At 64.6% G+C, this 25,091-nt stretch carries 23 protein-coding genes; 2 read left to right on the top strand and 21 right to left on the bottom strand.

Annotated elements, in window-relative coordinates; all coding sequences use genetic code 11:
- Window position 1: 1 nt before the first annotated feature.
- Entirely contained in the window at window positions 2–706 is a 705-nt protein-coding gene (locus KQI12_RS01670; protein WP_216570165.1) for a DUF5714 domain-containing protein, read from the top strand.
- A gap of 204 nt (window positions 707–910) precedes the next feature.
- Window positions 911–2,044, top strand: a complete 1,134-nt coding sequence (locus KQI12_RS01665; RefSeq protein ID WP_216570163.1) for a site-specific integrase — start codon at window positions 911–913, stop codon at window positions 2,042–2,044.
- A 96-nt stretch (window positions 2,045–2,140) separates the two neighbouring features.
- On the opposite strand, the gene KQI12_RS01660 is transcribed toward KQI12_RS01665, so the two are convergent.
- The 21 genes from KQI12_RS01660 to KQI12_RS01560 form a co-directional block, all read right to left on the bottom strand.
- Window positions 2,141–3,064 carry a magnesium transporter CorA family protein gene (locus KQI12_RS01660; RefSeq protein WP_216570161.1) on the bottom strand — a complete coding sequence of 308 codons (924 nt, stop codon included), beginning with the start codon at window positions 3,062–3,064 and terminating at the stop codon, window positions 2,141–2,143.
- A 445-nt stretch (window positions 3,065–3,509) separates the two neighbouring features.
- Window positions 3,510–4,673 (bottom strand): cell division protein FtsZ, encoded by a 1,164-nt coding sequence (gene ftsZ, locus KQI12_RS01655; RefSeq protein ID WP_216570159.1) that lies wholly within the window; start codon window positions 4,671–4,673, stop codon window positions 3,510–3,512.
- Window positions 4,674–4,768: 95 nt separating this feature from the next.
- Window positions 4,769–5,125: a small basic family protein gene (locus tag KQI12_RS01650; RefSeq protein ID WP_216570157.1), complete on the bottom strand. Its 357-nt coding sequence runs from the start codon at window positions 5,123–5,125 to the stop codon at window positions 4,769–4,771.
- Window positions 5,125–5,877: a DUF881 domain-containing protein gene (locus KQI12_RS01645; RefSeq protein ID WP_253290761.1), complete on the bottom strand. Its 753-nt coding sequence runs from the start codon at window positions 5,875–5,877 to the stop codon at window positions 5,125–5,127. Before KQI12_RS01645 ends, KQI12_RS01650 begins: the two co-directional genes overlap by 1 nt.
- A 24-nt stretch (window positions 5,878–5,901) precedes the next feature.
- Entirely contained in the window at window positions 5,902–6,804 is a 903-nt protein-coding gene (locus KQI12_RS01640; protein WP_216570155.1) for a cell division protein FtsQ/DivIB, read from the bottom strand.
- Window positions 6,805–6,824: 20 nt separating this feature from the next.
- A complete protein-coding gene (murA, locus tag KQI12_RS01635) occupies window positions 6,825–8,087 on the bottom strand; it encodes a UDP-N-acetylglucosamine 1-carboxyvinyltransferase (RefSeq protein ID WP_216570153.1) in 1,263 nt (420 codons plus the stop codon).
- Between the two features lie 71 nt (window positions 8,088–8,158).
- Window positions 8,159–9,283: an undecaprenyldiphospho-muramoylpentapeptide beta-N-acetylglucosaminyltransferase gene (gene murG, locus KQI12_RS01630; RefSeq protein ID WP_216570151.1), complete on the bottom strand. Its 1,125-nt coding sequence runs from the start codon at window positions 9,281–9,283 to the stop codon at window positions 8,159–8,161.
- A gap of 81 nt (window positions 9,284–9,364) precedes the next feature.
- Complete coding sequence (ftsW, locus tag KQI12_RS01625) at window positions 9,365–10,576, bottom strand: putative lipid II flippase FtsW (protein ID WP_216570149.1); 1,212 nt, start codon at window positions 10,574–10,576, stop codon at window positions 9,365–9,367.
- A 43-nt stretch (window positions 10,577–10,619) separates the two neighbouring features.
- A complete protein-coding gene (mraY, locus tag KQI12_RS01620) occupies window positions 10,620–11,606 on the bottom strand; it encodes a phospho-N-acetylmuramoyl-pentapeptide-transferase (protein WP_216570147.1) in 987 nt (328 codons plus the stop codon).
- Between the two features lie 111 nt (window positions 11,607–11,717).
- The gene (locus KQI12_RS01615) at window positions 11,718–13,214 is read right to left on the bottom strand and encodes a UDP-N-acetylmuramoyl-L-alanyl-D-glutamate--2,6-diaminopimelate ligase (protein WP_216570146.1); all 1,497 of its coding nucleotides are present in this window, start codon (window positions 13,212–13,214) and stop codon (window positions 11,718–11,720) included.
- A gap of 84 nt (window positions 13,215–13,298) precedes the next feature.
- On the bottom strand, window positions 13,299–15,716 hold the full coding sequence (locus tag KQI12_RS01610) for a penicillin-binding transpeptidase domain-containing protein (protein WP_216570145.1): 2,418 nt from the start codon (window positions 15,714–15,716) through the stop codon (window positions 13,299–13,301).
- Window positions 15,717–15,893: 177 nt separating this feature from the next.
- A complete protein-coding gene (locus tag KQI12_RS01605; protein WP_253290760.1) occupies window positions 15,894–16,460 on the bottom strand; it encodes a hypothetical protein in 567 nt (188 codons plus the stop codon).
- Window positions 16,461–16,498: 38 nt separating this feature from the next.
- A complete protein-coding gene (gene rsmH / locus KQI12_RS01600) occupies window positions 16,499–17,434 on the bottom strand; it encodes a 16S rRNA (cytosine(1402)-N(4))-methyltransferase RsmH (protein ID WP_216570144.1) in 936 nt (311 codons plus the stop codon).
- A gap of 36 nt (window positions 17,435–17,470) precedes the next feature.
- Window positions 17,471–17,908 carry a division/cell wall cluster transcriptional repressor MraZ gene (mraZ, locus tag KQI12_RS01595; RefSeq protein WP_216570143.1) on the bottom strand — a complete coding sequence of 146 codons (438 nt, stop codon included), beginning with the start codon at window positions 17,906–17,908 and terminating at the stop codon, window positions 17,471–17,473.
- Between the two features lie 344 nt (window positions 17,909–18,252).
- Window positions 18,253–18,726, bottom strand: a complete 474-nt coding sequence (locus tag KQI12_RS01590) for a hypothetical protein (protein ID WP_216570142.1) — start codon at window positions 18,724–18,726, stop codon at window positions 18,253–18,255.
- Window position 18,727: 1 nt separating this feature from the next.
- Window positions 18,728–19,234: a pantetheine-phosphate adenylyltransferase gene (gene coaD / locus KQI12_RS01585; RefSeq protein WP_216570141.1), complete on the bottom strand. Its 507-nt coding sequence runs from the start codon at window positions 19,232–19,234 to the stop codon at window positions 18,728–18,730.
- A gap of 45 nt (window positions 19,235–19,279) precedes the next feature.
- Window positions 19,280–19,825, bottom strand: coding sequence for a 16S rRNA (guanine(966)-N(2))-methyltransferase RsmD (gene rsmD / locus KQI12_RS01580; RefSeq protein WP_216570139.1), 546 nt, complete (start codon window positions 19,823–19,825; stop codon window positions 19,280–19,282).
- Complete coding sequence (uvrC, locus tag KQI12_RS01575) at window positions 19,816–21,666, bottom strand: excinuclease ABC subunit UvrC (protein ID WP_216570138.1); 1,851 nt, start codon at window positions 21,664–21,666, stop codon at window positions 19,816–19,818. The genes rsmD and uvrC overlap by 10 nt, the downstream gene beginning before the upstream one ends.
- Window positions 21,667–21,742: 76 nt before the next feature.
- A complete protein-coding gene (locus KQI12_RS01570; protein WP_216570136.1) occupies window positions 21,743–22,006 on the bottom strand; it encodes an HPr family phosphocarrier protein in 264 nt (87 codons plus the stop codon).
- A 148-nt stretch (window positions 22,007–22,154) separates the two neighbouring features.
- The gene (locus KQI12_RS01565) at window positions 22,155–24,539 is read right to left on the bottom strand and encodes an endonuclease MutS2 (protein WP_216570134.1); all 2,385 of its coding nucleotides are present in this window, start codon (window positions 24,537–24,539) and stop codon (window positions 22,155–22,157) included.
- A 47-nt stretch (window positions 24,540–24,586) separates the two neighbouring features.
- The gene (locus KQI12_RS01560; RefSeq protein WP_216570132.1) at window positions 24,587–25,081 is read right to left on the bottom strand and encodes a nitroreductase family protein; all 495 of its coding nucleotides are present in this window, start codon (window positions 25,079–25,081) and stop codon (window positions 24,587–24,589) included.
- Between the last annotated feature and the right edge of the window lie 10 nt (window positions 25,082–25,091).

The raw sequence follows: 25,091 nt of genomic DNA, 5'->3' as shown, positions 1-25,091 counted from the left end.
CATGTCTCAGATCCACCAGCCCAATGCCTGTCTCCTCTGCGGTGCGCCGCTGGTCTATCTCCGGGAGGAGCGTCCCCTGACCTGCGCGCTCTGCGGCCGGACCTTCTCCGGCAGCGCCCACTGTGAGAACGGCCATTTCGTCTGCGACGACTGCCACGGGAAAGAGAGCCGCGCCGCGATCGTTTCCGCCTGTCTGGATGAGCCTTCCGCCGACCCGATCCGGATCGCCCAGCGGCTCATGGACCTGCCGCCGATCCATATGCACGGCCCGGAACACCACACGCTGGTGGGGGCCGCGCTCCTGACCGCCTATCACAATGCGGGCGGCACAGTGGATCTGGCCCCTGCTCTGGCTGAGCTGGAACGTCGGAGCCAAAAGGTCCCCGGCGGGATCTGCGGCTTTTGGGGGTGCTGCGGCGCGGCGGTCAGCGCCGGGATCTTCGCCAGTATCGCCACCGGGACCACGCCTCTGTCCGCAGACAGCTTCGGGCTGTGTGACCAGCTCACCGGGTCCTGTCTCCAGGCCATCGGCCGGATCGGCGGCCCCCGGTGCTGTAAACGGGACTCTTTCTTAGCCATCTCCACCGCGGTCCCCTTCGTATCTGCCCATCTGGGTGTGGACATGGAACTGCCGGATCTGATCCGCTGTCATTGGTCCCGCGAGAACGGCGAATGTATCGGACGCCGCTGTCCCTTCCACCCCTAGACCAGATCCTCCCCTCAAGCCCCGGAGCCTAACGGCTCCGGGGCTTTTTTACGCCTGTCCAGCCTTCTCTCCTCCAACTTCTCTGATATGATATACTAAAAATCATTCATTCATCTTTTTCATTCTTCACACTATAAATTTCGATGAAAATATGGTAAAACTGAACCAGCGTACCCGAAGTTTGTCGAAAGTGAGGAATCCGTCATGCCGCGCATCAAAATCGAAGCCAACATCTCCTACGATCAGGCCCGGAACAAGTATTATGTCTATATGGACTACGGGTCGGACGACGTGGGCCGCCGAGTCCGGGGCTACAAGACCTTCCCCACCCTCAACGCCGCCCGCCGCGCTCTGCGTGAGTTTCAAGTGAAGAAGGAGACCCAGCAGAACATCGTCCCACAGGCCCTGACTCTGTACGATTGGCTGGTCTACTGGGTCAACGACGTGATCGCTCCCAATCGCGCGGAGACCACCCTCTACGCCTATCGGAAGATCATCGAGAACCACATCGACGGGGCCATCGGGGACATCCCGGTCCAGAAGCTCTCCCCTCTGGACATCCAGAGCTACTACACCATGCTGGTCCGGGACAAGCACCTCTCTCCCAATACGGTGCGGCGGCACCATGACCTGCTCTCCGCCGCCCTCCACACGGCGGTGCGCCAGGATGTGATCCTCCGCTGTCCCACCGACCGGGTAGAGCCGCCCCGGACCATCCGGCCGGAGATCGGATACTACACCCCGAGCGAGCTGAAGGAGCTCTATATCCTGGTGGAGGGCACCTGGCTGGAGCTGATCGTGAAGCTGGCCGGGTTCCTGGGCCTCCGCCGGGAGGAGATCTGCGGTCTGCGCTGGGACAGCGTGGACTTCCGCCTCCGCAAGATCCATATCTGTCAGGCCCGCACCGCCGCCGGGGCCCTGATCGTGGAGAAGGAGACCAAGACCCGCGCCTCCACCCGGGCCCTGTACATGACAGACGAGCTCTATCGGCTCCTGAAGCGGGAGCGGGCCCGTCAGGCGGAGGCCAAGCTGGCCCTTGGCCCAGCCTGGCCGGACTCCGGTCTGGTGGCGGTGGACCGCCGTGGAACCCCGTACTCGCCCAACGCGGTCTCGCTGGCCTTCACCCGGTTCGTCCGCCGCCATGGACTGCCCAAGCTCACTCTCCACGGCCTGCGGCATACCTTTGCCACCGTGGCCTCTGCTCAGGGCGCCCCGCTCTTCGACATCGGCCGTGCTCTGGGGCACTCCACCCCCTCCACCACCGGACGCATCTACACCCACCTGCTGGACAAGACCCATCAGGATACTCTGGGCCGGGTCGCAGCGGCGCTGAAATAAAACGGTCCGCCCCTCTGTGAGCAAAAAAATAGAACGGCGGACAGCCGGGAAGCGTTCTTCCCAAGCTGTCCGCCGTTTTTCGTTCGATATTCTGTATTAGAACAGGTCCTTCTTCTTCAGGATGACCGCCGTTCCGCCGATGATCAGGGCCGCCACGATCAGCGGGAACCACCAGAACTGGTCCAGCGGCAGGCCCGCCACGTTCATGCCGTAGAAGCCGAACACGATGTTGGGGATCGTCAGCAGGATGGTGATGGAGGTCAGCACCTTCATGATCACATTCAGGTTATTGGAGATGACCGACGCGAAGGCGTCCATCATGCCGGAGATGATGGAGGAGTAGATGTTGGCCATCTCGATGGCCTGCCGCACCTCGATCAGCACGTCCTCCAGCAGATCGTGGTCCTCCTCGTAGAGGGTGATGATGCGGCCGCGGAGGATCTTCTCCAGCGTGACCTCGTTGGCCTTCAATGACGTATTGAAGTAGACCAGCGACTTCTCCAGATCCAAGAGCTGGATCAGCTCCTTGTTCCGCTGGGACTTGTAGAGCTGACGCTCCATGTAGTTGTAGATCTTGTCGATCTGCTTCAGGTACTGCAGGAAGCGCTTGGCCACCCGCAGGAGCATATAGAGGATGAAGCTGGTGCGCTTCTGGGTCTCCGCGTTGCGGACCAGTCCGTCCTGGAAATCCCGGATGATGGAGGATTCCTTCAGGCAGACAGTGATGATGTGCTTCTCGGTGACGATGATGCCCAGAGGCAGGGTGGAGTACACCACCGCATCGTCCTTCTCCACAGAGGGCACGTCGATGATCAGGAGGGTCTGCCCCTCCTCGGTATCGATGCGGGAGGTCTCCTCCTCATCCAGCGCCGCCCGGAGGAAGGAAGGCTCCACGGCCAGCGTGGCAGCCACGGTGTTGAGTTCGTCCTCGCTGGGGTAGGTCAGGTTGACCCAGCATCCGTCCTGGATCGCGTCCAGCTTCGTCATTTTTCCGTCGATGGTCTTGTAGATAGAAAGCAAAAAGATCCCGCCTTTCCCGGCTGGGCCTCATCCCTCTCTAAACAGAGAAAAAGCCCGCCTGTCTGTCTCGTTTTTCGTCTCTATACCCTTTCCGGGCACACAGACACCGCGGCAGTACAGACGGACGGATGGTCCTCACCCGTTCAGGCTCTGTGCGCCGCTGCTGATGTATGATCCCGTTTTCGACTCCAAGGGTCGCTGCTCACGGCGCATATCACTCCTTCGCTGGCCAAGCTGATCTGTGGGTCTCTCCCCACGAAGGGGCCGCGAAAGCGGCCGCCTTGCCTGCGGGATGGTCTGGCAGACCACCCCGTTTACTTGTTCATTATACACCCCGCCCCCGTGGAAGGCAAGGACAACGCCGCTCTTTGGCCCGTAAAATTTCCTTTTCAAAGGGAAAAGGCCCCGGTGCGGAGCGAACGCTCCGCGCCGGGGCCTCATAGGCTCAGTGCTTGCGGTCGAAGATCTTGAAGATATCGTCCCAGCCGTCATCGGTCATGCCGGTGCTCTCCCCAGCGGGAGCGCTGGGGGCAGAGGCGGCGGGAGCGGCGGCCTCTGTCTTGGGGGCAAAGGGCGTAGAGGCCGGAGCCGCAGGGGCATCCTTCTTCTCGCCGGCGGCGGTGAAGGGCTTGTTGGACAGAGCGCCGGGGTAGTTCTCCTCGAAGCCGGTGGCGATCACGGTGATCCGGATCTCGTCGTCCATGTTTTCATCGAAGGTGGTACCGAAGATGATGTTGGCGTCGGGATGGACGGCCTCGCTCACCAGGCTGGCGGCGGCGTCCACCTCGTCCATGCTCATGTCCAGCGGGCCGGTGAAGTTGACCAGCACGCCCTTGGCACCGTCGATGGAGGTCTCCAGCAGGGGGCTGGAGATGGCCTGCTTGGCCGCCTCCTCGGCCTTGTTCTTGCCGGCGGCCCGGCCCACGCCCATGTGGGCCATGCCCGCGTCCTTCATGACGGCGGACACGTCGGCGAAGTCCAGATTGATGAGGCCGGTCTTTTTGATCAAATCGGAGATGGACTGTACGGCCTGCTTCAGCACGTCGTCCGCGATCTGGAAGGCGTTGAGGAAGGTGATCTTCTGATCGGTGGCGTACTTCAGACGCTCATTGGGGATGATGACCAGGCTGTCCACCTTATCCCGCAGATCCTCGATGCCCTTCTCCGCCTGCATCATGCGGCGCTTGCCCTCGAAGTTGAAGGGCTTGGTCACCACGCCCACGGTCAGGATGCCCATCTCCTTGGCGATGTCGGCCACGATAGGGGCCGCGCCAGTGCCGGTGCCGCCGCCCATGCCGGCGGTGATGAACACCATGTCGGTGTTCTCCAGGGTCTTGGAGATCTGGGCGCGGCTCTCCTCGGCGGCCTTGCGGCCCTTCTCCGGATCGGCGCCCGCGCCGCGGCCGCCGGTGAGCTTCTCGCCCAGTTGGATCTTATAGGTCGCCCTGGACACGTCCAGGAACGGTTTATCCGTATTGGCTGCGATAAAATCGACACCCTCCATGCCGTCCGCGATCATCCGGTTGACCACGTTGTTTCCGCCGCCGCCCACGCCGACTACTTTGATCGTGACGACGCTGTCAGGCCCGGTATCCAGTCCAAACGCCATAACTGCTCCTCCTAGTATGTCGATTCGGCACTCCTGTTCGGGAACACTGTGCTTTCCTTCCTTCGTGCCGTAAGAAAATACTTCAATATCATATCTTATTGTATTTTATCGCTCTTTCGGCGGTCAGTCAATAGCTCACGCCGGATCTCCGCAAAATTTTGGAACATCCGGGTGCCGAACACCACCACTGCCGCCATATAGAGGGGGATGCCCAGCTTCTGTCCCAGCCAGGAGAGGAACACGGCGATCAGCGTGTTCCCGATGGTCCCGGAGAGGAAGATGCTGAGCTTGAAGGTCCCCTTGATCCGGGCGTTGCACCCGCCGAAGGCCGAATCCAGCGCGCCCAGCAGGCCCGCCGCCACATAGATGGACCATCCCGCCGGGAAGGTCCATGGACACAGCCAGCCCAGCAGGAGCCCCAGGACCAGGCCAAAAAATTCCAGTCTCAGCATCAGCCCACGCCCCCTTCCTCGCCGCTCTCCGAGGCCGGGGAGAGATACTCACTGGCGATCGTGCCATTGTAGCGGGGAATCAGAAGCTTGTCGCTCATCTGCACGGTGACGCCGATCTTCCACTGGCTGAGCACGTCCACCACGCCGCCCCGCATGGTCAGGGCGTTATAGAGGGTGGTGGGGTCGCCGATGGCGTAGATCACGAAGGGGGCGGCGAAGCGCTTCCCGTTGACCAGCACCACGGACCCGGCGCAGCGGACCTCGCTGGTGGCCAGGATGCGTTCTCCGTTGAAGGACAGAGCCTCCGCCCCGCCGTCCCGGAGCTCATTGATGACGGACAGGAGGTCGCTGTCGTGGATGAGATAGTCGGCCTCGTCCCCGCTGGTGTTCTCCGCCTTGGAGTCGCTGAGGATCACCATGACGCCCGGGCCTTCCACATCGGTGAGGCCCGCCGCCTGAGAGAGCTGCTCGATCTCGGCCTTGATGGCGCTCCCGCTCTCGCCGGAGGCCGCCGCGGACCGATACTCCTCCAGTTCCTTCTGGGTATCCGCCAGCTGATCCTTCAGCCCATCCCGCTCGGCGGACAGGTCGTTATAGAGCTCCTGGAGCGTCTCCAGTCGGCTGGCGCTGGTGGCGTCCACTGCCGTGTTCAGCTTCACGCTCTTGAGCTGGACTGCCAACAGGAAGCCCAGCAGGGTGAACACGGCCACCACAGCCAGCTCCCCCGGCTCACGCATCTTTGGGATATGCATCTCACTGTTCTCCTTCTTCCTCGGTCACTGCTCCGGACTTGGGGTCGGAGAGGGCGTGGGGGACACGCCGTCCCCTTCGGTCCCCGCTCCGGTCTCCGCCGTCCCATCCCCCTCCGGGGCGGGAGCCGCAGACGCGGCGGAGGAGTCCGGCATCCATCGGTCGGCCATGAGCCAGGCCTCGTTGCCCTCAGACGGCAGATGGAGGGTCCCGGCCACGGTGCCGTTCCGGGCCTCCAGCTCCTCCAGGGCCCGCTGGAGCCGCCAGGTCTGGGCCTGGAAGTCATCGAAGAGGGGCATCTCCACCGTCAGGATCCCATTATAGCCGAAGCGCACCTCGTTCTCCGCCGTCAGGTCGATGAAATCGGTGAGCTTGTCCACCATGCCCCGCTCCGTCAGGGCGGAGAGGAGCTTCTCCAGGCCGTCCAGTTTCTTCTGCTCCCCTTCCTCCACGGCCAGGCCGCTGCCCACTGCGGGCGACAGGGGCGTCAGGCCGGTGAGGACCGCGCGGCCCTGGGCCAGAGTGCTGTCCCCCTGCTCCAGGATCTTGCACCCGGTGTCCAGCATCCACCACTTCCCGCCGCTCTGGATGACCGCCGCCGGCGTGCTGGGGGTCACAGTGATGACCAGCGTGTCCGGCAGCTTCCGGCTGATGGCGATCGTGTCGATGTAAGGGAGCTTGGAGCGGATCTGCCGGACCATATCGAATTTGTTGAGGCGGAACAGGTTCTCCCCCTGTTCCACCCCTGCCGCGGCCACGATCTGCTCGTCGGTATAGCGGGTCTCCCCGCTGACCACGATCTGATCCACCCGGAAAAAGACGATACAGCCGGTGAGGATGGCCGCCGCGATCAGCAGGACGGACAACAGCTTATAGAGGATGCTGAAGCGTCCCCGTCTGCGCCGTGTCCTTCTCTTTCTCGCCGCCATACCATTCCCCTCCGTTTTTTCTAAGCTCGTGTCCCGGTCCGTTCCACTGCGGCCCCCAGGTCCCGCAGGGCCTGCTCCAGCCGCCAGTAGCCCCGGTCCAGGTGGCGCAGTCCGCCGATCCGGCTCTCGCCTCTGGCCCCCAGAGCGGCCACCACGAGGGCCGCCCCGCCCCGCAGATCGGAGGCCTCCACCGCCGCGCCGTGGAGCCCCGGCACGCCGCATACCACTGCTACGCGGCCTTCCACCCGGATGTCCGCCCCCATGCGGACCAGCTCGTCTACGTGCCGGTACCGGCTCTCGAAGATGTTCTCCACGAAGAGCGTCGTCCCTGTGCCCTTGGCCAGTGCCGCCATCAGAGGCGGCTGGGCGTCGGTGGGGAAGCCGGGATAGGGGGCGGTATGGATCGGCCGGCTCCCGCTGAGGGGCGCCAGAGCCGTCAGGCGCACCCGGTCCTCCTCACTGCGGACGGCGCATCCCGCCTCGGCCAGCACAGAAGTGACGGGCGAGAGATGCCGAGGATCCACTCCGGTGACGGTCATGTCTCCCCCGGCGGCGGCCGCCGCCGCCAGATAAGTACAGGCCACGATCCGGTCCCCCATGACGGTGTGCTCCCCGCCGTGGAGGGGCCGTCCGCCCTCGATGACCACCACGGAGCTCCCCGCCCCCCGGACGCTGGCCCCCATGGAGCGCAGGAAGGTCTGGAGATCCACGATCTCCGGCTCCCGGGCGGCGTTGCACAGGACCGTGGTCCCGGCGGCCGCCACCGCCGCCAGCATGGCGTTCTCCGTGGCCCCCACGCTGGGGCGGCCCAGTACGATCTCCCGGCCAACGAGGCGGCCGGAGCACCGCAGATGTCCGCCCGCGTCCTGAATCGTGCCGCCCAATGCCTGGATGGCCTTCCGATGCAGGTCGATGGGCCGCGGCCCCAGCTCGCACCCTCCGGGATAGGACAGCTCCGCCTCCCCCATGCGGCCCAGGATCGCCCCCAGGAAGATCACGGAGGAGCGCATCTCCCGCATGAGAGCGTCGGGCACGTCGCACCGGACCGGGGACGAGGCGTCTACCGTGACCGCATCCCCCTCCTGCCGTACGGAACAGCCCAGATGTCGCAGGATCGCCAGCGAGGCCTCCACATCGGACAGAGGCGGGCAGTTGCGGATCACGCTGGTCCCGGGGGCCAGCAGAGCCGCCGCCAGGATCGGCAGGGCGCTGTTCTTCGCCCCGTGGACCCGGACGCTCCCGTTCAGGGGCCGCCCGCCCCGGACGTACAACACATCGCTCATGACATTCCCCTCCACTCAATGGTCTCGTCGGACCATCCTATGGTGAAGGGGCGCATCGGGTGCAGACGGACTTATTTCTTCGCCAGCCCGATCAGAGTCTTGTAGATCTTCTCGCTGGCGTCGGGCACGGCCATATGCCGCAGGGCCTCGCCCATGGCGTCCCGCTTCTCCTTGTTGGACAGCAGGTCCGCCGTGATCTCATAGAGCTTCTGGCCGGAGGACTCCTTCTCCGGCAGGAGCACCGCGCCGCCGGCCTCGGCCAACACCCGGGCGTTCTTGGTCTGATGGTCCGCCACCACATTGGGGGAGGGCACCAGCACGGAGGGCTTGGCGATCGCGGTCAGCTCGGAGATCGTGGACGCGCCGGCCCGGCAGAGCACCAGGTCCGCCGCGGCCATGACCACGGGCATATCATAGATGTACTCCCGCACGTCGATGCCGGGATGGGCGGCCAGGTCCACGCCCCGCTCCTTCAGGAGGCGGCCCATGTTCTGGAACTCCCGGCCCGCGCCGTGGATGTGGTGGAAGGGCTCGCCCGCCTTGCACTCCAGAGCGATGAAGTCGGCCATCTGCTTGTTCATGGCCTCGGCGCCCAGGCTGCCCCACACGGAGACCACCACCGGTCGGTCATCGGCGATGCCCAGCTTCTCCCGGGCCTCCCTGCGGGTGTACTGGAAGAAGTCGCCCCGGACGGGAGTACCGGTGATGACCACCTTGGAGGGATCCTCATAGTGGTCCCGGCTCTCTTCGAAGCCCACCATGACCACATCCACCACCTTGGACAGGGCCTTGGTGGTCAGACCGGGGACGGCATTGGACTCATGGACAGCGGTCGGGATGCCCTTGGCCGCCGCCGCGTTGACGATGGGATAGGAGGCATAGCCGCCGGTGCCCACCACCAGATCCGGCTGGAACTCCTTCAGGATCCGGTCGGCCTGCTTCCGGGAGCGGCCCATATTGAACACGGTCTTGATGTTGTGGCCGATGGCCGCAGGGGTGAAGGACCGCCGGAAATTGGTGATCGTGACGGTCTTGATGTCATAGCCCTCCTTGGGCACCAGCCGGGTCTCCATGCCGCCGTCGGCGCCCACGAAGAGCACCTTGCAGTCCGGGTCCCGGAGCTGGAACAGCCGGGCCAGCGCCACGGCCGGATTGATATGTCCTGCGGTCCCGCCGCAGGTGAACAGTACGTTCATACGATGACCTCCTACCGGAGAGCCCTTCCCCTCCGCGTGTTTTTCTTATGCAGACCGTTCCGTCCCCTCCGCGCCGCGGCGCTATCCCGACTTCGCCGCCGGGATCTGCCTCGACACGCTGAGCACCATGCCCATCTCCGCCAACTGGATCAGCAGGGCGGTGCCGCCATAGCTGAAGAAGGGCAGGGAGATGCCCGTGGGGGGCAGCAGGTTGGTGACCACGCCGATGTTCAGGAACACCTGTCCCGCCATCTGGGTCATGATGCCCACCACCAGCAGGGCGCCAAACCGGTCCCGGGCATGGATCGCGATCCAGAAGCCCCGCAGGATCAGCAGGGCGAACAGGAACAGGATCACGCAGGCCCCCACCAGGCCCAGTTCCTCGCAGACGATGGCGAAGATATAGTCGTTCTCAGGCTCCGGCAGGAAGTCGAACTTCTGCCGGCTCTTGCCCAGTCCCACCCCCAGCAGGCCGCCGGAGCCGATGGACAGCAGGGACTGGATCGTCTGGAAGCCGTCCCCTCTCGGGTCCGCCCAGGGATCCAGCCAGATCTTGATGCGGTCGCTCTGATAGCCGGCCATCATCAGCAGGAGCAGGACAGCCACGCCGCCCAGGCCCACGCCGAACCACTGGAGCCGGATGCCGGCGGCGAAGAGCACCGCCGCGCCGCCCAGCAGGATCAGCAGGGTGCCGGACAGATGGGGCTCCATCAGCATCAGCACCGCGATGGAGCCCAGGATCATGCCATAGGGGATCAGCTCCGTGAAGCCGATCCGCCGCAGGAAGGCGATCGGGCCGCTCAGGTTGGAGCGGGGATCCAGCTTTTTTGGCTTCTCGGTGTTCCGCTTGCACAGGCGGGCCGAGAAGTACAGGATGACGCCGATCTTGGCGATCTCCGAGGGCTGGAAGTTGATGGGTCCCAGCTTGAGCCAGCGCTGGGCGCCCACTGTGGCCTTGCCGAAGCCCAGAGGGGTGAACACCAGCAGGAGGAGCACATAGGACGCCGCCAGCACGCCCACCGACATCCACCGGAAGGACTGGTAGTCGATCTTGGTGACGATATACAGGGCCAGGACGCCTCCTACGGCGAAGCCCGCCTGCTTCACGAAGTAATAGGTGGGGTCGTTGTGGGCCGTCTTGGCGTCATAGAGCGCCGTGGCGTAAGAGGCGGAGAACACCATGACCACGCCGATCACCGTCAGCATGAGGACCAGCATGAGGAAGGGCATATCCACCGGCCCGTGGGCCAGCTGTTCCTCGACGGTCCGGTCGCGCTTTGCTTTCCGAGCCATGGGCCCGCCTCCTTCCGGTCAAAGACTTACTGGATGTGCCGCGTCACGCGGGATAGCGTCCCAGGATCCCGAGCCAGGCCAGGACACAGAACAGCACGGTCACACTGGTGAACACCACCACCAGCTTCACCTCGCTCCAGCCGCCCATCTCGAAATGGTGGTGGAGAGGCGCCATGCGGAAGATCCGCTTGCCGTGGGTCGCCTTGAAATAGGCCACCTGGATGATGTCGGACAGGGTCTCCGCGATGTAGATGATGCCCACCAGGATCAGGATCAGGGGCATATCCAGGGCGAAGGCCAGGCCGCACACCATGCCGCCCATGAACAGGGATCCGGTGTCGCCCATGAACACCTTGGCCGGGTGGAAGTTGTAGATCAGGAAGCCCAGCAGGCCGCCCACTAGAGCCGCCGCCAGCACGCCGATATCGTCTCTCCCCCACCGGGATGCCGCCAGAGCGAAGAACAGGGCCACGGGCACCGTCACGCTGCTGGACAGTCCGTCGATGCCGTCGGTGATGTTCACCGCGTTCACGGTGCCCACCATGACGAAGGCGGCAAAGACCATATAGACCACCCAGGGGATCTGGAAGGTCACATTGGCGAAGGGGATGTACAGGTCGGGGGTCAGGTACCCCTCATTGCGCAGGAGGATGGTGAACACGATGGCCGCCGCCAGCTGGAGCAGGAACTTGGGGCCGGCGGTGAGGCCGGTGTTCTCATGCTTCTTCACCTTCATATAGTCGTCCAAAAAGCCGATCGCGCCGAACACCAGGGCGAACACATAGGTATACAGCCCGCCCAGACGGCCGGCGGCCAGATCCTTCCAGCCGACTGCCGCCAGCACCACCGCGACCGCGATGATGAACATCAGACCGCCCATGGTGGGGGTGCCCTGCTTGGTCATGTGCCAGGTGGGGCCGATCTCCTTGATAGACTGACCGGCCTTCAGGGCCCGCAGGACGGGGATGAGCAGCTTTCCCGCCACGGCCGACACCAGGAACCCCAGGATGACGCTCAGTATGATCCTCATATCCATTTCTTTTGAACCTCCGTACCTCTTTCAGACAGTTTGCACGATATCACAGAGAGGTATTGTATCACACTCGCCCCGGTATTTCCACCGATGGTGCCGGTGAATTTGTTACGAAATATCCCCCGGTCCCTGGGACTTCTCATCCAGTTTCCACATGGCGGGCACGGTCTGGCGGGACCAGGCGGCCACCTCCTCCCGCTCGTCCAAATGGATCTTCTGTCCGGCGGTCTCCTGCTCGGTCTCATGGCCCTTCCCGGCCAGGACCACCGTATCCCCTGTCCGGGCCAGAGAGAGGGCCAGCCGGATGGCCTTCCGCCGGTCCGGCTCGGTCTGGCAGACGGCTGACCCGTCCATCCCGGCGCGGATATCGGCGAGGATGGCCTCCGGGTCCTCGCTCCGGGGATTGTCCGAGGTCAGGACCACGATGTCCGCCAGCGCCGAGGCCACCGCCCCCATGACGGGGCGCTTGGACCGGTCCCGGTCCCCGCCGCACCCGAAGAGGCAGATCACCCGCCCGGGCGTGGCGTCCCGCACCGTGATGAGGAGCTTCTCCAGGGCGTCCGGCGTGTGGGCGTAGTCGATCAGGACCGTGAAGTCCATCGGGACCGGGACCGGCTCGATCCGGCCCTTCACGCCCCTGGTCTCCCGGAGGGCCTGGGCCATCTCCTCCAGCCCGAGCCCCAGCAGGCGGCCGCAGGTCAACACCGCCAGAGCGTTGTAGATCGTGAAGCCCCCGGGGATCGGCAGGGACACCCGACACAGGCCGCCCCGCTCCACCGCCACGAACTCCACCCGGTCCGGGAAGAGCCGCACGTTCTTGGCGGTCAGGTCGGCCTCGTCCCGCCGCTCCGAGTAGGTGTACACGGGGCAGGGAGCGGTGCGGGCGTAGTACCGCCCCGCCTCGTCATCCAGGTCGATGACGGCCCGGTCACACTGGCGGAACAGGAGCCCCTTGGCGGCCCGGTAGGCCTCCATCGTGCCGTGGAAGTCCAGATGGTCCTGGGTCAGATTGGTGAAGGCCCCCACAGCGAACCGGATCCCCGCCGTCCGTTTCAGCGTCAGGGCATGGGAGGAGACCTCCATCACCACATAGCGGCACCCCGCGTCCGCCATCTGCCGCAGGAGCCGCTGGAGCTCCCAGCTCTCCGGGGTGGTGCGGACCGCGGGGAGGACCGTGTCTCCGATCAGGTCCTGATTGGTCCCGATTAGGCCGGCCTTCTCCCCCGTCACCCGCTCCAGCACCTCCTTCAGCAGGCAGGTGGTGGTGGTCTTGCCATTGGTGCCGGTGACGCCGATCACGGTCAGCTCCTCCGCCGGATGGCCGAACCAGTTGGCGGACACCGCCGCCAGCGCCGCCCGGGCGTCCGGCACCCGGATCCAGGGCCCCTCCCCCTCCGGAGGGCGCTCACACAGGACCAGGGCGGCGCCTTTGTCCAGCGCCTCCCGGATGTAACGGTGCCCGTCGGTCCGCCAGCCGGGGAGGGCCACGAAGAGCTCCCCCGGCCGGACGGTCCGGCTGTCATATGATATACCACAAATTTCCATATCAGGGTCGAACGGCGCCCCCGAAGGGGCGACGCCGGCCAAAAGCTGGCGCGATCTCATACTGTCACCCCTTCGGGTCGTTGATGACATCCGCTCTCATCTGTGCTGGGAAGCTGGGAAACGCTCTTCTCTCTGCCGGGGCGCTTACAGGCCGGTGCCCGCGCCGCCGCTGCTGGTGCTCTGGATGAAGTGGACCTCCACCACCGTACCGCGCTCCACCTCGGTGCCGGAGGCGATGCCCTGGCTCTCAGCCTTCACGTCACTGCCGATGGTGAGTCCGGTGGATTTCAGATAGAGGCCCGCGCTGGTCATGGCCTCCTGAGCCTGGGTCCGGCTCAGGCCCACCACATTGGGGACGGCCACCTTGTCGGTGGGCTTCTCGGCGCCCATGTACAGGATGACCTTGCTCCCTCCGGGGATGGAGACGCCGGCAGCGGGGATCTGGGCGGTGACGGTGTCGCCTTCGCCCTCGGTCCGCACGTCCAGACCGTTCTCCTTCAGCCGGGCCGCGGCGTCGGTCAGGCTCATGCCCACCAGAGAGGGCACCGGCATATCCATGACGGCCTTCTCCTCATCCGTGTACTGCTTGGCGACGCCCATGTAGTCCAGGATGTCGGTGAGCAGCTTGCCGGCCTGGGGGGCCGCCATGTTGCCGCCGCTGATGTACCAGCCTCCGGCGGTCACGTTGGCGCCGGGGGCCACAGGCTTGGGATTGTCGTAGGCCAGCAGGACGATCACCTGAGGGTCGTTGGCCGGGGCAAAGCCCAGGAACGAGACGATGGTGTGGTCCTTGGCGTCGGTCTCCGAGGAGCCGGTCTTTCCGCCGATGCGGTAGCCCGCCACATAGGCGGCCTTGCCGGTGCCCGGCGGCTTGACGACGCCCTCCAGGATCGAGCGGCAGCGCTCGCTGGTCTGTTCGCTGATCACCTGACGGATCTCGGTGGGCTCGGTGCTCTCGATCACATTGCCGTCGGCATCGGTGATGCTGTCCATGACGTAGGGCTTCATCAGATGTCCGCCGTTGACGACGGAGGAGGCCGCCGTCAGGAGCTGGATCGGCGTGACCTTGAAGCGCTGGCCGAAGGAGGCGGTGGCCAGATTGGTCAGGCCGTTGGCGCTGGTGAAGCGGTCCCTGGGCCAGATGATGTTATAGTTGGGGGCGGCGGGCTCGCCCATCATGTCGATGCCGGTCTGGGACAGGAAGCCGAAGTCCTCCAGATAGTCGTAGAACTTCTCGGCCCCCAGCTTCTGACCGATGGCGATGAAGGCCGGGTTGCAGGAGTTGGCCACGGCCTGAGCCAGGGTCTGGGCCCCGTGTCCGGTGCGCTTGGAGCACCGGATGGACCAGTCCGCTACCTTTGCCACGCCGCTGCAGTAGAAGGAGCTGTTCTCATTGACCACGCCCTCCTCCAGCGCGGCGGCCAGCACCATGGATTTGAAGGTGGAGCCGGGCTCATAGGGCTCGTTGATGGCCTTGTTGCTCCACTGGTCATAGAGGAGCTCCGTGCTCTGCTGAGACTTCTCCTCATCGGTGGCGTTGCTGTTCTGGATCTGCTCCAGCTTGGCCTTGAGGATGGGGTCGGTGATGGTGCGGGGGGTGTTCAGATCGTAGGTGGGCGAGTTGGCCCACGCCAGGATCGCGCCGGTCTTTGGGTCCATGGCGATGGCGAAGCCGCCGTTCTGCACGTCGAACTTCTCGATGCCCTCGGCCAGGATGCGCTCGCAGTAGTACTGGATGGTGGCGTCGATGGTCAGGTGCAGATCGTTGCCGTCCACCGCGTCCTCATAGTCCTCATACCGGTAGAGCATCTGAGTGCCCTTGCCGGTCTTTGCCGTGACCACGCGGCCCACCTTGCCGCCCAGCTCGTCATCATAGATGGCCTCCATGCCGTAGGCGCCGTGGCTGGCGCTGTTGTCCTCATACTGGACCCAGCCGATCACCTGGGCGGCCAGGCTGTTGTTGGGGTAGTACCGCTTGGAGCTGGGCTGGACATAGATGCCGGAGGAGAGGCCGTTGCCGGAGGCGTACTCCCGGACCTGGTCGGCGGTCTCCCGTTCCACCTGGGTCTTGATGATCTCATACTTGGACTCGGTCTTGGCCAGCCGCTTCAGGATATCCGCCTCGTCCAGATCCAGGATCGCCGCCAGATGCTGGGCGATGGACTCGCTGGTGGGCTTGTCGTAGGAGGGCATCTTCTTGGCCCGCTTCTCCGGGTCGGACTCCTCGCCGGCCTTGGCCACCTTGTCGTCGTACTCCTTCTGCCGCTGGAGGATCTCGTTGGGGGAGAGCTGGATGTAATAGGCCTCGGCGCTCATGGCCAGCGGGGTCCCCTTGCTGTCATAGATGGTGCCGCGGTCGGCGGTGACGGCCTGGTCCCAGGTCTGCTGATCCAAAGCCCGGGCCTGGAGCTCGTCATGCTGACGGATCTGGAGGTCATAGAGCTTGTAGATCAGGGGGACGAAGCTCACCACGCCGCACATAGCCATGAGGAACAGCGTCCTGCGGAGCACGGTGCGGTTCGTGTTCCGGTCCGGCTTCTGCCGCTTCTTGTCGTTTTTCATGGGTCTCTCCTTGCGTGGGCGATGATATCACAGGAGGGCGTAAGAACTTCCTTCTTACGCCCTCGCTGGGAGGCCGCCAGTCGTCGTTCTCGTCTCGGCCCGCGCCGCGGGCCTCAGATACACTCGGAAGGCAGCCCTGTTTTCTCTTTTGAGGTCTGCAATGCACTGTATGAGGGCTCAGCGGAAATATTCCACGATCTCCCCCACCAAGTCCTGGACGCTCTTCACCAGCCCGGCGAGGCCCTTCACCGGCGCCTCGCCGGTGGGGAACTCGATGGAATCAGGCTCAGACAGGTCCACATAGCAGATCTGGCTGTCCTGCGGATGGCTCATGCTGCCGTCCGCAGTCATCTTCTGTTCGATGTCGCTCAGGTCGTAGGCCAGCGCGTACTCTGCCCGCAGCTGGGCCTCGTCGCTCTGGAGCGTGGTCATCTCGCTCTTGAGCGACACCACGTCGTTGGAGATCTGAGCCAGCTGGATGTAGCTCATGAGCAGGAGCACCGCGAACACCGCCACGGCGGCGAAGCCCGCCACGGCGAAGGGCGCGACCTTCCCCGCCTCCCGGACCTTGACGCGGGGACGGGCGACGGCCCGCTCCCTGGGGCGGACCCTGGGCTGGGCGACCGGCTCACGCTCCAGCCGCCGGACGGCAGAGCCGTCATAGCTGCTGCCCGGCACGTTCTGATAGACATGTCTCGCACTGCGCTTGGCCATAGAAGCCATGGGGACCAGCTCCTTTATCATTCGTGAGACTATCCCCGCCTCTCAGCGGGATGGAAAGATCAAAGCTTCTCCGCCACGCGCAGCTTGGCACTGCGGGCGCGTGGGTTCTCTTCCAGCTCCTGCGCGCCGGAGACGATGGGCTTGCGGTCCACCAGCCGGATCACCGGCTTCCTGCCGCACACACAGACCGGGAAATCCGGCGGACAGATACAGCCGCGGGCGAACTCCGCCAGCCCGTTCTTCACGATCCGGTCCTCCAGCGAGTGGAAGGAGATCACCGCCAGCCGTCCGCCGGCGTTGAGCCGGGGCACCGCTGCCCGGAGCATCCGGTCCACGGAGGTCAGCTCATCGTTCACGGCGATGCGGATCGCCTGGAAGCACCGCTTGGCCGGGTGCTGTTTCTCTCTCAATGCCTTGCCGGGCATGGCGGAACGGATCACGTCCACCAGCTCCAGCGTGGTCTCGATCGGACGCTCGGCCCGGCGGCGCTCGATGGCCGCGGCGATCAGTCCGGCGTAGCGCTCCTCTCCATACTGGGAGAAGATCCGGCGCAGTTCCTCCCGGGGCCACTCGTTGACCACGGTGCGGGCCGTGAGGACGTCGCTCCGATCCATGCGCATATCCAGCGGGGCGTCCGCCATATAGGAGAACCCCCGGGAGGCGTCGTCCAGCTGTGGGGAGGACACGCCCAGATCGAAGAGCATCCCGTCCACGGCGGGGATGCCCAGCCCGTCCAGGATGGCGTCGATCTCACAGAAATTGCTGTGGACGAGGGAGACCTTGTCCATCCACGGGGCGAGGCGCTCCTGGGCGGCGTCCAGCGCCGCCTGATCCCGGTCCACACAGATGAGGCGGCCGGTGGTGAGCCGGTCCGCGATCGCTCGGGAGTGGCCCGCCCGTCCCAAGGTCCCGTCCAGATAGATGCCCTCCGGCTGGATGGCCAGGCTCTGGATGCACTCCTCCAGCAGGACGGGGCGATGGGTGAACTCTGCCATACCGGATGTGCTCCTCTCGTTTCCGATCATATCAGGTCAGAGCCCCAGCAGGAGCATGGTGTCGGCCACCTGCTCCGGCGTGAGCTCGCGTTTCTTTTTGGCGTTCCAAGTCTCGGCGTCCCAGATCTTGGCCTTGTCGTTGTTGCCGACCACCACCACGTCTCGGGTGAGGCCCGCATAATCCCGCAGATCCTGCGGGATCAGGATGCGCCACTGGCTGTCCGGCTCGCATTTGGCGGCGTTGCCGAAGATGACGTCCATGGCGGCGGCCTGAGCGCTGGGCAGCTCCGCCACCCGTTCCTGGAGTTTCTGCCAGGCGGCCTGAGGGTACATCACCAGATACTTGCATATCCCAGCGCTGTCCCGGTTGGCCCCTACGGCGATATGGAAGCTGGAGCCCAGCTCCTCCCGGAGCTTGGAGGGCAGGAACATACGGCCCTTGGCGTCGATGCTGTGCTCGTAGGTGCCAGTCACGGACCGTTCCCTCCCTCCGGCAGGATGGAGATCTGCTCCATTTTCCTCCATTCTGCTCCACTCTGCTTTTTAGTATAATTGCTCCGCGTGGGAATTGCAAGTATTTCTTTCCCCTTTTTCTCAAAAGAAATGGATATTTCCCGAGTAAAACTGCGGTTTTCAGTACAAAAACATACGTTCGATTGAAATAATACCGCCGCTCTGGACCACCGTGCAGGTCTCTTTTTGCGGCAGGATATGTCATCCAGCGGCGTTTTCCCACCGTTTTCCACTCTTTTTTGCACTGGAACGTCAAAAAAGCGGTCCGCCCGGATCGTTACACCGGGCGGACCGCCGAAGGGCCCTCACTTGTTGTTCATCCCCGCCGCCGCACTGCGGAACCGGGTACGGGACTTCTTGATCTCGTCATAGGCCTCTGCCACCGCCTCTTCCGTGCGGCGCAGGGCGTCCTCACAGTAGGCGTTGGCCGCCTGCCGCAGCTCCCGGCTGCGCTCCTCGGCCTGACGCATGATCTCGCTGCCCCGCTGTTTGGCCTGGGCCGCAAGCTCATCCTCCGCCAGGATCTGCTTGGCCTTGTCCTCCGCCTGACGCTTGATGAGGTCGGCCTCCCGCTTGGCCGAGGCGATATAGTCGTTCCGGCTGGCGATCAGCTTCCGCGCCTCGCTCAGTTCCATGGGGAATTGTCCCCTGATCTCGTCGATCAGATCCAGGGCCTTGTCCCGCTCGACGATGCACTTGTCTCCGCTGAGCGGCATATTCTTGGCCTCGTCGATCAGCTGATAGAGCAGATCCATCAATTCTTCCACGCCGCTGGCCATGTCAGCCCCTCCTTTCTTTCATCCGTTCTTTCATCCGCTGGTCGATGTCATCGATGATCTCCCGGGGGACGAAATCCGAAAGATCCGCTCCATAGCGGGCCATCTCCTTGACCACGCTGGAGCTGACGTAGGTGTATTTCGTGCTGGACGGCATCAGCATGGTGTCCAGCCTAGGGTTCAGCTTCCGGTTGAGCAGTGCCATCTGCATCTCGTTCTCATAGTCGGACACCGCCCGCAGGCCCTTCACCAGCGTGCAGGCCCGCTTCTCCCGGGCGTATTCCGCCAGGAGGGTCGTGGACCAGTCCACCTCTACGTTCGGCAGCTTATAGACCACCTTTCGGATCAGCTCCGCCCGCTCCTCCGGGGTGAACAGCCCGGTGTGGAGCTTATCGGAATTCACCATCACGCAGACGATCAGGCGGTCGAAGCACACTGACGCGCGCTTGATGATGTTCAGGTGACCCAGAGTGATGGGGTCGAAGCTTCCAGGGTAGATCGCAGTTTTCACAGGGGACCTCTTTCCTCTCCCGGCACAGGCATCCGGAGGCGTGGTTCACAGCCCCCGCCGATACAGAGTGATCTTGATCTTGCCATAGCGGTAGTCCCGCCCTTTCTCATAAGGGGCTTCCACATCCGGCAGGACATGATCCGCGGCACTTTCGCAGACCATTATACCATGTTCCGAAAGGATGTCAATCTTGCAGACCAGCTCCATGGCCTTTTCCAGCAGGCCGGAGGCATAGGGGGGATCCAGGAAGATCACATCATACTTTCCTCTGCACCCGGCCAGGAAGGACAGTGAGTCCCCCTGGACCACCCGGCCCCGGTCCTCCAGACGGGTCTCCTTCAGATTGGCCCGGATGACAGCCGCCGCGTCCTTCCGCAGGTCCACGAAGTCGCAGGAGGCCGCGCCCCGGGACAGGGCCTCGATGCCCAGCTGTCCCGTGCCGCCGAAGAGGTCCAGCACCCGGCGGCCCTCGAGGTCGAACTGGATGATGTTGAAGAGCCCCTCCTTCACCCGGTCCGTGGTCGGCCGGGTCTCCATGCCCTCCAGTTCCTTCAAACGCTTGCCCCTGGCGGAGCCGGTGATCACTCGCATCTGTCATCCTTCCTTTCCTGCTCTGGCCGCCGGAGGGCCTGATGGACCGCCTGTGCCACATTTTTGGGCACCACGGCCTCCAGTTCCTCCAGTCCGGCCTCCCGGATACGCTTCACGCTCTTGAAATGGCTCAGGAGCTGGTCCCGGCGCTTTTCGCCCACGCCGGGGATCTGGTCCAGCACTGAGCCTCTGACCCGCTTCGTCCGCTGGAGCCGGTTGAACTCGATGGCGAAGCGGTGTGTCTCCTCCTGGATCTGGCCCACCAGGGCGAACACCGCGGGCTCGCTCTGGATGCCGATCTCCGCCCCCTGGGGGTCCACCAGGGCCCGGGTCCGGTGGCGGTCGTCCTTGACCATGCCGAACACAGGGACGGACAGCCCCAGCTCCCGCATCACCTTCACTGCCACCCGGGCGTGGGTGGTGCCGCCGTCGATCAGGAGCAGCTCGGGCATGGCTCCGAATTTCTCGTCCCCGTCCAGATACCGGCGGAACCGCCGCTCCAGCACCTGTTCCATGGCGGCGTAGTCATCCGGATGCTCCATCTCCCGGAGCTTGAAGTGCCGGTAGTCCCGCTTCAGGGGCCGACCGTTGACGAACACGGTCATGGAGGCCACGATATCGTCGTCTCCGGTGTTGGAGATGTCGTAGGCTTCGATCCGGCCCGGCGGCTCCGGCAGGCCCAGCATCCGGCCCAGCAGTTCCACCCGCCTGCTCTGGCGCTCCTCCCGGGTGGTGGCCCGAATGACCTCCTCCACGGCGTTCTTGTCCGCCAGCCGGATCAGATCCATCTTGGCCCCCCGCTGGGGGTTCACCAGCTCCACCCGGCGGCCCGCCTGTTCCGAGAGCATCCGGGCCAGAGGGACCTCGTCCTCCAGCTCGCAGGGCAGGAGGATCTGCCGGGGCAGGTCGGCCCGGCAGCCGTAGGTCTGCCGCAGGAGGGCGGAGATCACATCGCTCCGGTCCTCCTCCATAGGGGTGTCCATCAGGTCCCAGTCCTTGGCGGCCAGCTCGCCCCCCACATAGTGCAGGACCACGAAGCAGCTCTTGGCCTCGCCCCGGTGGAAGCCCACCACGTCGGTGTCGGCCAGGCTCCCGGCCACCACCTTCTGCCGCTTGCCCAACAGCTCGATGGCCCGGTACCGGTCCCGGAGCTCGGCGGCCCGCTCGAATCGGAGTTCCTCTGCCGCCTGCTCCATCTCCGCCTTGAGCTCGTCGCCCACCTCCTGGAACTTGCCCTCCAGGAGCCGGACCGCCTGCTCGATGGCCTCCCCATACCGGGACTGGTCCATCTCCCGGCGGCAGTAGCCGTCGCACTGGCCCATGTGATAGTTGAGGCAGGGCCGCTCCTTCCCGATGTCCCGGGGGAATTTCCGGCTGCACGAGGGGAGCCGGAGCGCTGTGCGCAGGGCGTCGATGATAGCCTGCGTGCTCCCACGGCTGCCGTAGGGCCCGAAGTACCGGGCCCCGTCCTCTGCCGCCCTGTTGGCCAGGGAGAATCTCGGGTAGGCCTCCTTCACTGTCAGCCGGATATAGGGGTAGCCCTTGTCGTCCTTCAGTAGGATGTTGTAGTGGGGCTGATGCCGCTTGATGAGGGAGTTCTCCAGGATGAGGGCTTCGAACTCCGAGTCGGCCACGATCACATCGAAGTGGTCGATCTGGCTGACCATGGCCCGCGTTTTCTCCGTGTGGGAGGCCAGGTCAGCGAAATACTGGCTGACCCGGTTCTTGAGCGCCTTGGCCTTGCCCACATAGATCACCGTGTTTTTGGCGTCCTGCATGATGTACACACCGGGCTTCAGCGGCAGGCTGTGGGCTTTCTCTTTCAGTTCATCGAAGGTCATCGGATCTCACATCCCCCGGAAAACGGTGGAAAAAAAGCGCCGCTGACTGCGGCGCTTTTCCTCTTGCGCATAGTTGTTACTCAGAGAAGTTGGAGCCGATCAGCTCGATGAGGGCCTCGACGGCCTCCTTCTCATCCGGACCGTCCGCGATCAGATCGATGGAGGTGCCCTTCACGATGCCCAGCGACAGGACGCCCAGCAGGCTCTTGGCGTTGACGCGGCGCTCTTCCTTCTCCACCCAGATGGAGCTCTTGAACTCATTGGCCTTCTGGATGAAGAACGTGGCCGGACGGGCGTGCAGGCCGACCTGGTTGTTCACCACTGCCTCTTTCATATACATAAGCGTTTCCTCCCCATATGCACTCGCATACTATGCATATAGCATAGCAAATTTGGACCGGACCGTCAATGACATTTTGAACAAATTCCAGCGAACGCAGTCGTCATCCTTCCCTCGGTGCACATCTGTTCCCGATGGAGAGGCGCGGTCACTTCAGCTCCACCACAGTGACGCCGTCCTCGCCCTCGCCGTAGCGGCCGGGGCGGAAGGACTTGACGTAGCGGCTCCGCTTCAGGTGCTCCCGCACCGCCTTGCGCACGGCGCCGGTGCCCTTGCCGTGGATCACGATCACCTCGTTGAGGCGGCCCATGACGGCATTGTCCAAAAAGATGTCCAGGGCGCCGATGGCCTCGTCGGTCATCATGCCCCGCAGGTCCACCTCCGGGGAGGCGCCCAGGCTCCGGAGCTTGTGTTCCGCCCGATGGACGACCTTCTGCGCCGCCTTCTTGGTCTGGCTCTCCGCACCCTCCACGACCCGCACCTCGCTCTGCTTGGCGCTGATCTTCAGGATGCCGGCCTGGAGCTGGAGGGAGCCGTCCCGGTTGACGCTGATGACGGTGGCCTGGGTGCCCATCTTCACCAGCTCCACCGTGTCGCCGGCCTGGGCGGGGCGGGTGGGCGGCGGCGTGGGGGCCTCGGGCCGGGCGCCCAGCTTGTCCTCCGCCTGGTTGAGCCGGTGCTTGAGGCCGGCGCGCTGGTCGTTGACCTTCTGCCAGTCCTCTTCCCTGCGCTGTTTTTTGCGCATATCGCTCAGTTCCTTGAACACCTGATCGGCGGTGTCCCGGGCCTCGTCCAGGATGCGGCGCGCCTCGGCCTGAGCCTTCTCCACCGCCTTGGCCCGTTCCTTCTCCAGCTGTTCCCGATAGGTACGGGCGGCCTTGGCGGAGTCCTCCATCTCCCGGCGGAGCCGGGCGGCCTTCTCCTTCTCGGCCTCCATCTGGTGGCGCTGTTCGTCCAGCTGGGTCAGCACGTCCTCGAAGCGGACGTTCTCCGCGTCCAGGCGGTCCGCAGCCTTCTGGATCACATATTTGGGCAGGCCCAGCCGCTCCGAGATGGCGAAGGCGTTGGACTTGCCGGGGATGCCCACCAGCAGACGGTACGTGGGGGCCAGCGAGTCCACGTCGAACTCGCAGGAGGCGTTCTCCACCCCCTTGGTCGTCATGGCGTAGACCTTCAGCTCCGCGTAATGGGTGGTGGCGGCCACCAGCGCCCCTGCGGCGCGGGTGCTCTCGATCACGGCGGCGGCCAGGGCCGCGCCCTCTACCGGATCGGTACCGGCGCCCAGCTCGTCGAAGAGGATCAGGGACCGGTCGTCCACCTCCTTCAAGATGCCCACGATCGTCACCATGTGGGAGGAGAAGGTGGACAAGCTCTGGGCGATGGACTGATCGTCACCGATGTCGGCCAGCACCCGGGAGAACACCTGCACATGGCTGTCCCCATCCACAGGGATGTGGAGGCCGCACTGGGCCATCAGGGCCAGCAGGCCCAGGGTCTTGAGGGTGACGGTCTTGCCGCCGGTGTTGGGGCCGGTGATGACCAGGGTATCGAAGCTCCCCCCCAGGCTCAGGTCGTTGGGCACGGCCTTGCGGGGGTCCAGCAGGGGATGCCGGGCCCGGCGGAGGGACACGCCCCGCTCCACGAGCTTGGGGGCGGAGGCCTTCATCCGGTAGGACAGCTTGGCCTTGGCGAAGATCACGTCCAGGAGGATCAGCAGGTCGTAGTCCTGCGCGATGTCCTCCCGGCTGGCGGCGCAGTCGGCGGAGAGCTCCGCCAGGATGCGCTCGATCTCCTTCTCCTCTTTGGACTGGAGCTCCCGGAGCTCGTTGTTGGCCTTCACCACGCCCATGGGCTCGATGAAGAAGGTGGAGCCGGAAGAGGACACGTCGTGGACCAGGCCGGGGATGTCGTTCTTGTGCTCCGACTTGACCGGGACCACATAGCGGTCGTTCCGTTGGGTGATGATCGCGTCCTGGAGGTACTTGGCCTGATTGGAGGACAGGATCCGCTGGAGGATGTCCCGCACCTTGCTGGACGTGGCCCGGATGTGACGGCGGATGGAGGCCAGCTCCGGGCTGGCCGAGTCGGCGATCTCGTCCTCGCCCACGATGGAGCCTCCGATCTTCTCCTCCAGGAACCGGTTGGCGGTCAGAGAGGCGAAGAGGTGGTCGATGCAGGTCTTTTTCTCGCCTCCCGCCCGGCCGTCGGCGTACTCTTTGGCGTTCCGGGCGGCACGGAGGACCGCCGCGATGTCCAGCAGTTCCCGGGTGTTCAGGGCTCCGCCCATATGGGCCCGCTGGAGCGAGGCCCCCACCGGCTTCACCCCCGTGAAGGAGGGCGTCCCGCTGAGGGTCATCATGTCCGCCGCCGCGGTGGTCTCGGCCAGCAGACGCTCCACATCGTCCCGGTCGGTCTGGGGGCGCAGGGCGGCGCACCGCTCCTTGCCCTCTTCCGTGACGGCCTGTTCCGCCAGCCGCGCCAGCACGGCGGGCAGCTCCAGGGTCTGGATGGATCGTTCAAACAATTCTGTCATATATGGCATCTGCCCCAGCCGTTCCCGGCTGGGGCGCTCCCTTCTGTTCAGAGGGTATGGACCCGGGATGGGTCATACCGGTCCTGGCGAGGCTTGTCCCGCTCCGGCTGGCCCAGAGGTACGATGGCGAAGGCCTCCAGCCCCTCCGGCAGATCCAGGATCTCCCGCATCTTCGCCATGCGGTCCGGCACCGGGGCGATGCCCAGCCAGGTCCCGCCCAGCCCCATCTGCACCGCCTCCAGCAGGATGTTCTCCGTGGCGGCGCTCAGATCCAGGTGGAGGTACTCGGGATGCCGGGCCTCCTTCCGATAGCAGGGCACCAGCGCCAGCGTGGCGTTCTTCACGCACATGGAATACTCGTGGCACCGGGACAGCTCCATCAGCTTCTCCGGATCGCGCACCACATAGAACTCCCAGGGCTGCTGGTTGGTGGCGGACGGCGCGGCCATGGCGGCCCGCAGGAGCCGCTCCACCTGCTCGTCGGTGACGGGGGCATCCGTGAACTTGCGTACGCTCACGCGCTGGAAGATGGGGTCTTTCATCGGGTCTTTC

The sequence above is a fragment of the Pseudoflavonifractor sp. MSJ-37 genome (genome assembly GCF_018917965.1).
GTDB lineage: Bacteria > Bacillota > Clostridia > Oscillospirales > Oscillospiraceae > Pseudoflavonifractor_A.
The sequence above is the reverse complement of the archived record's forward strand: the minus strand, read 5'-3'. Positions and strand labels throughout refer to the sequence as shown.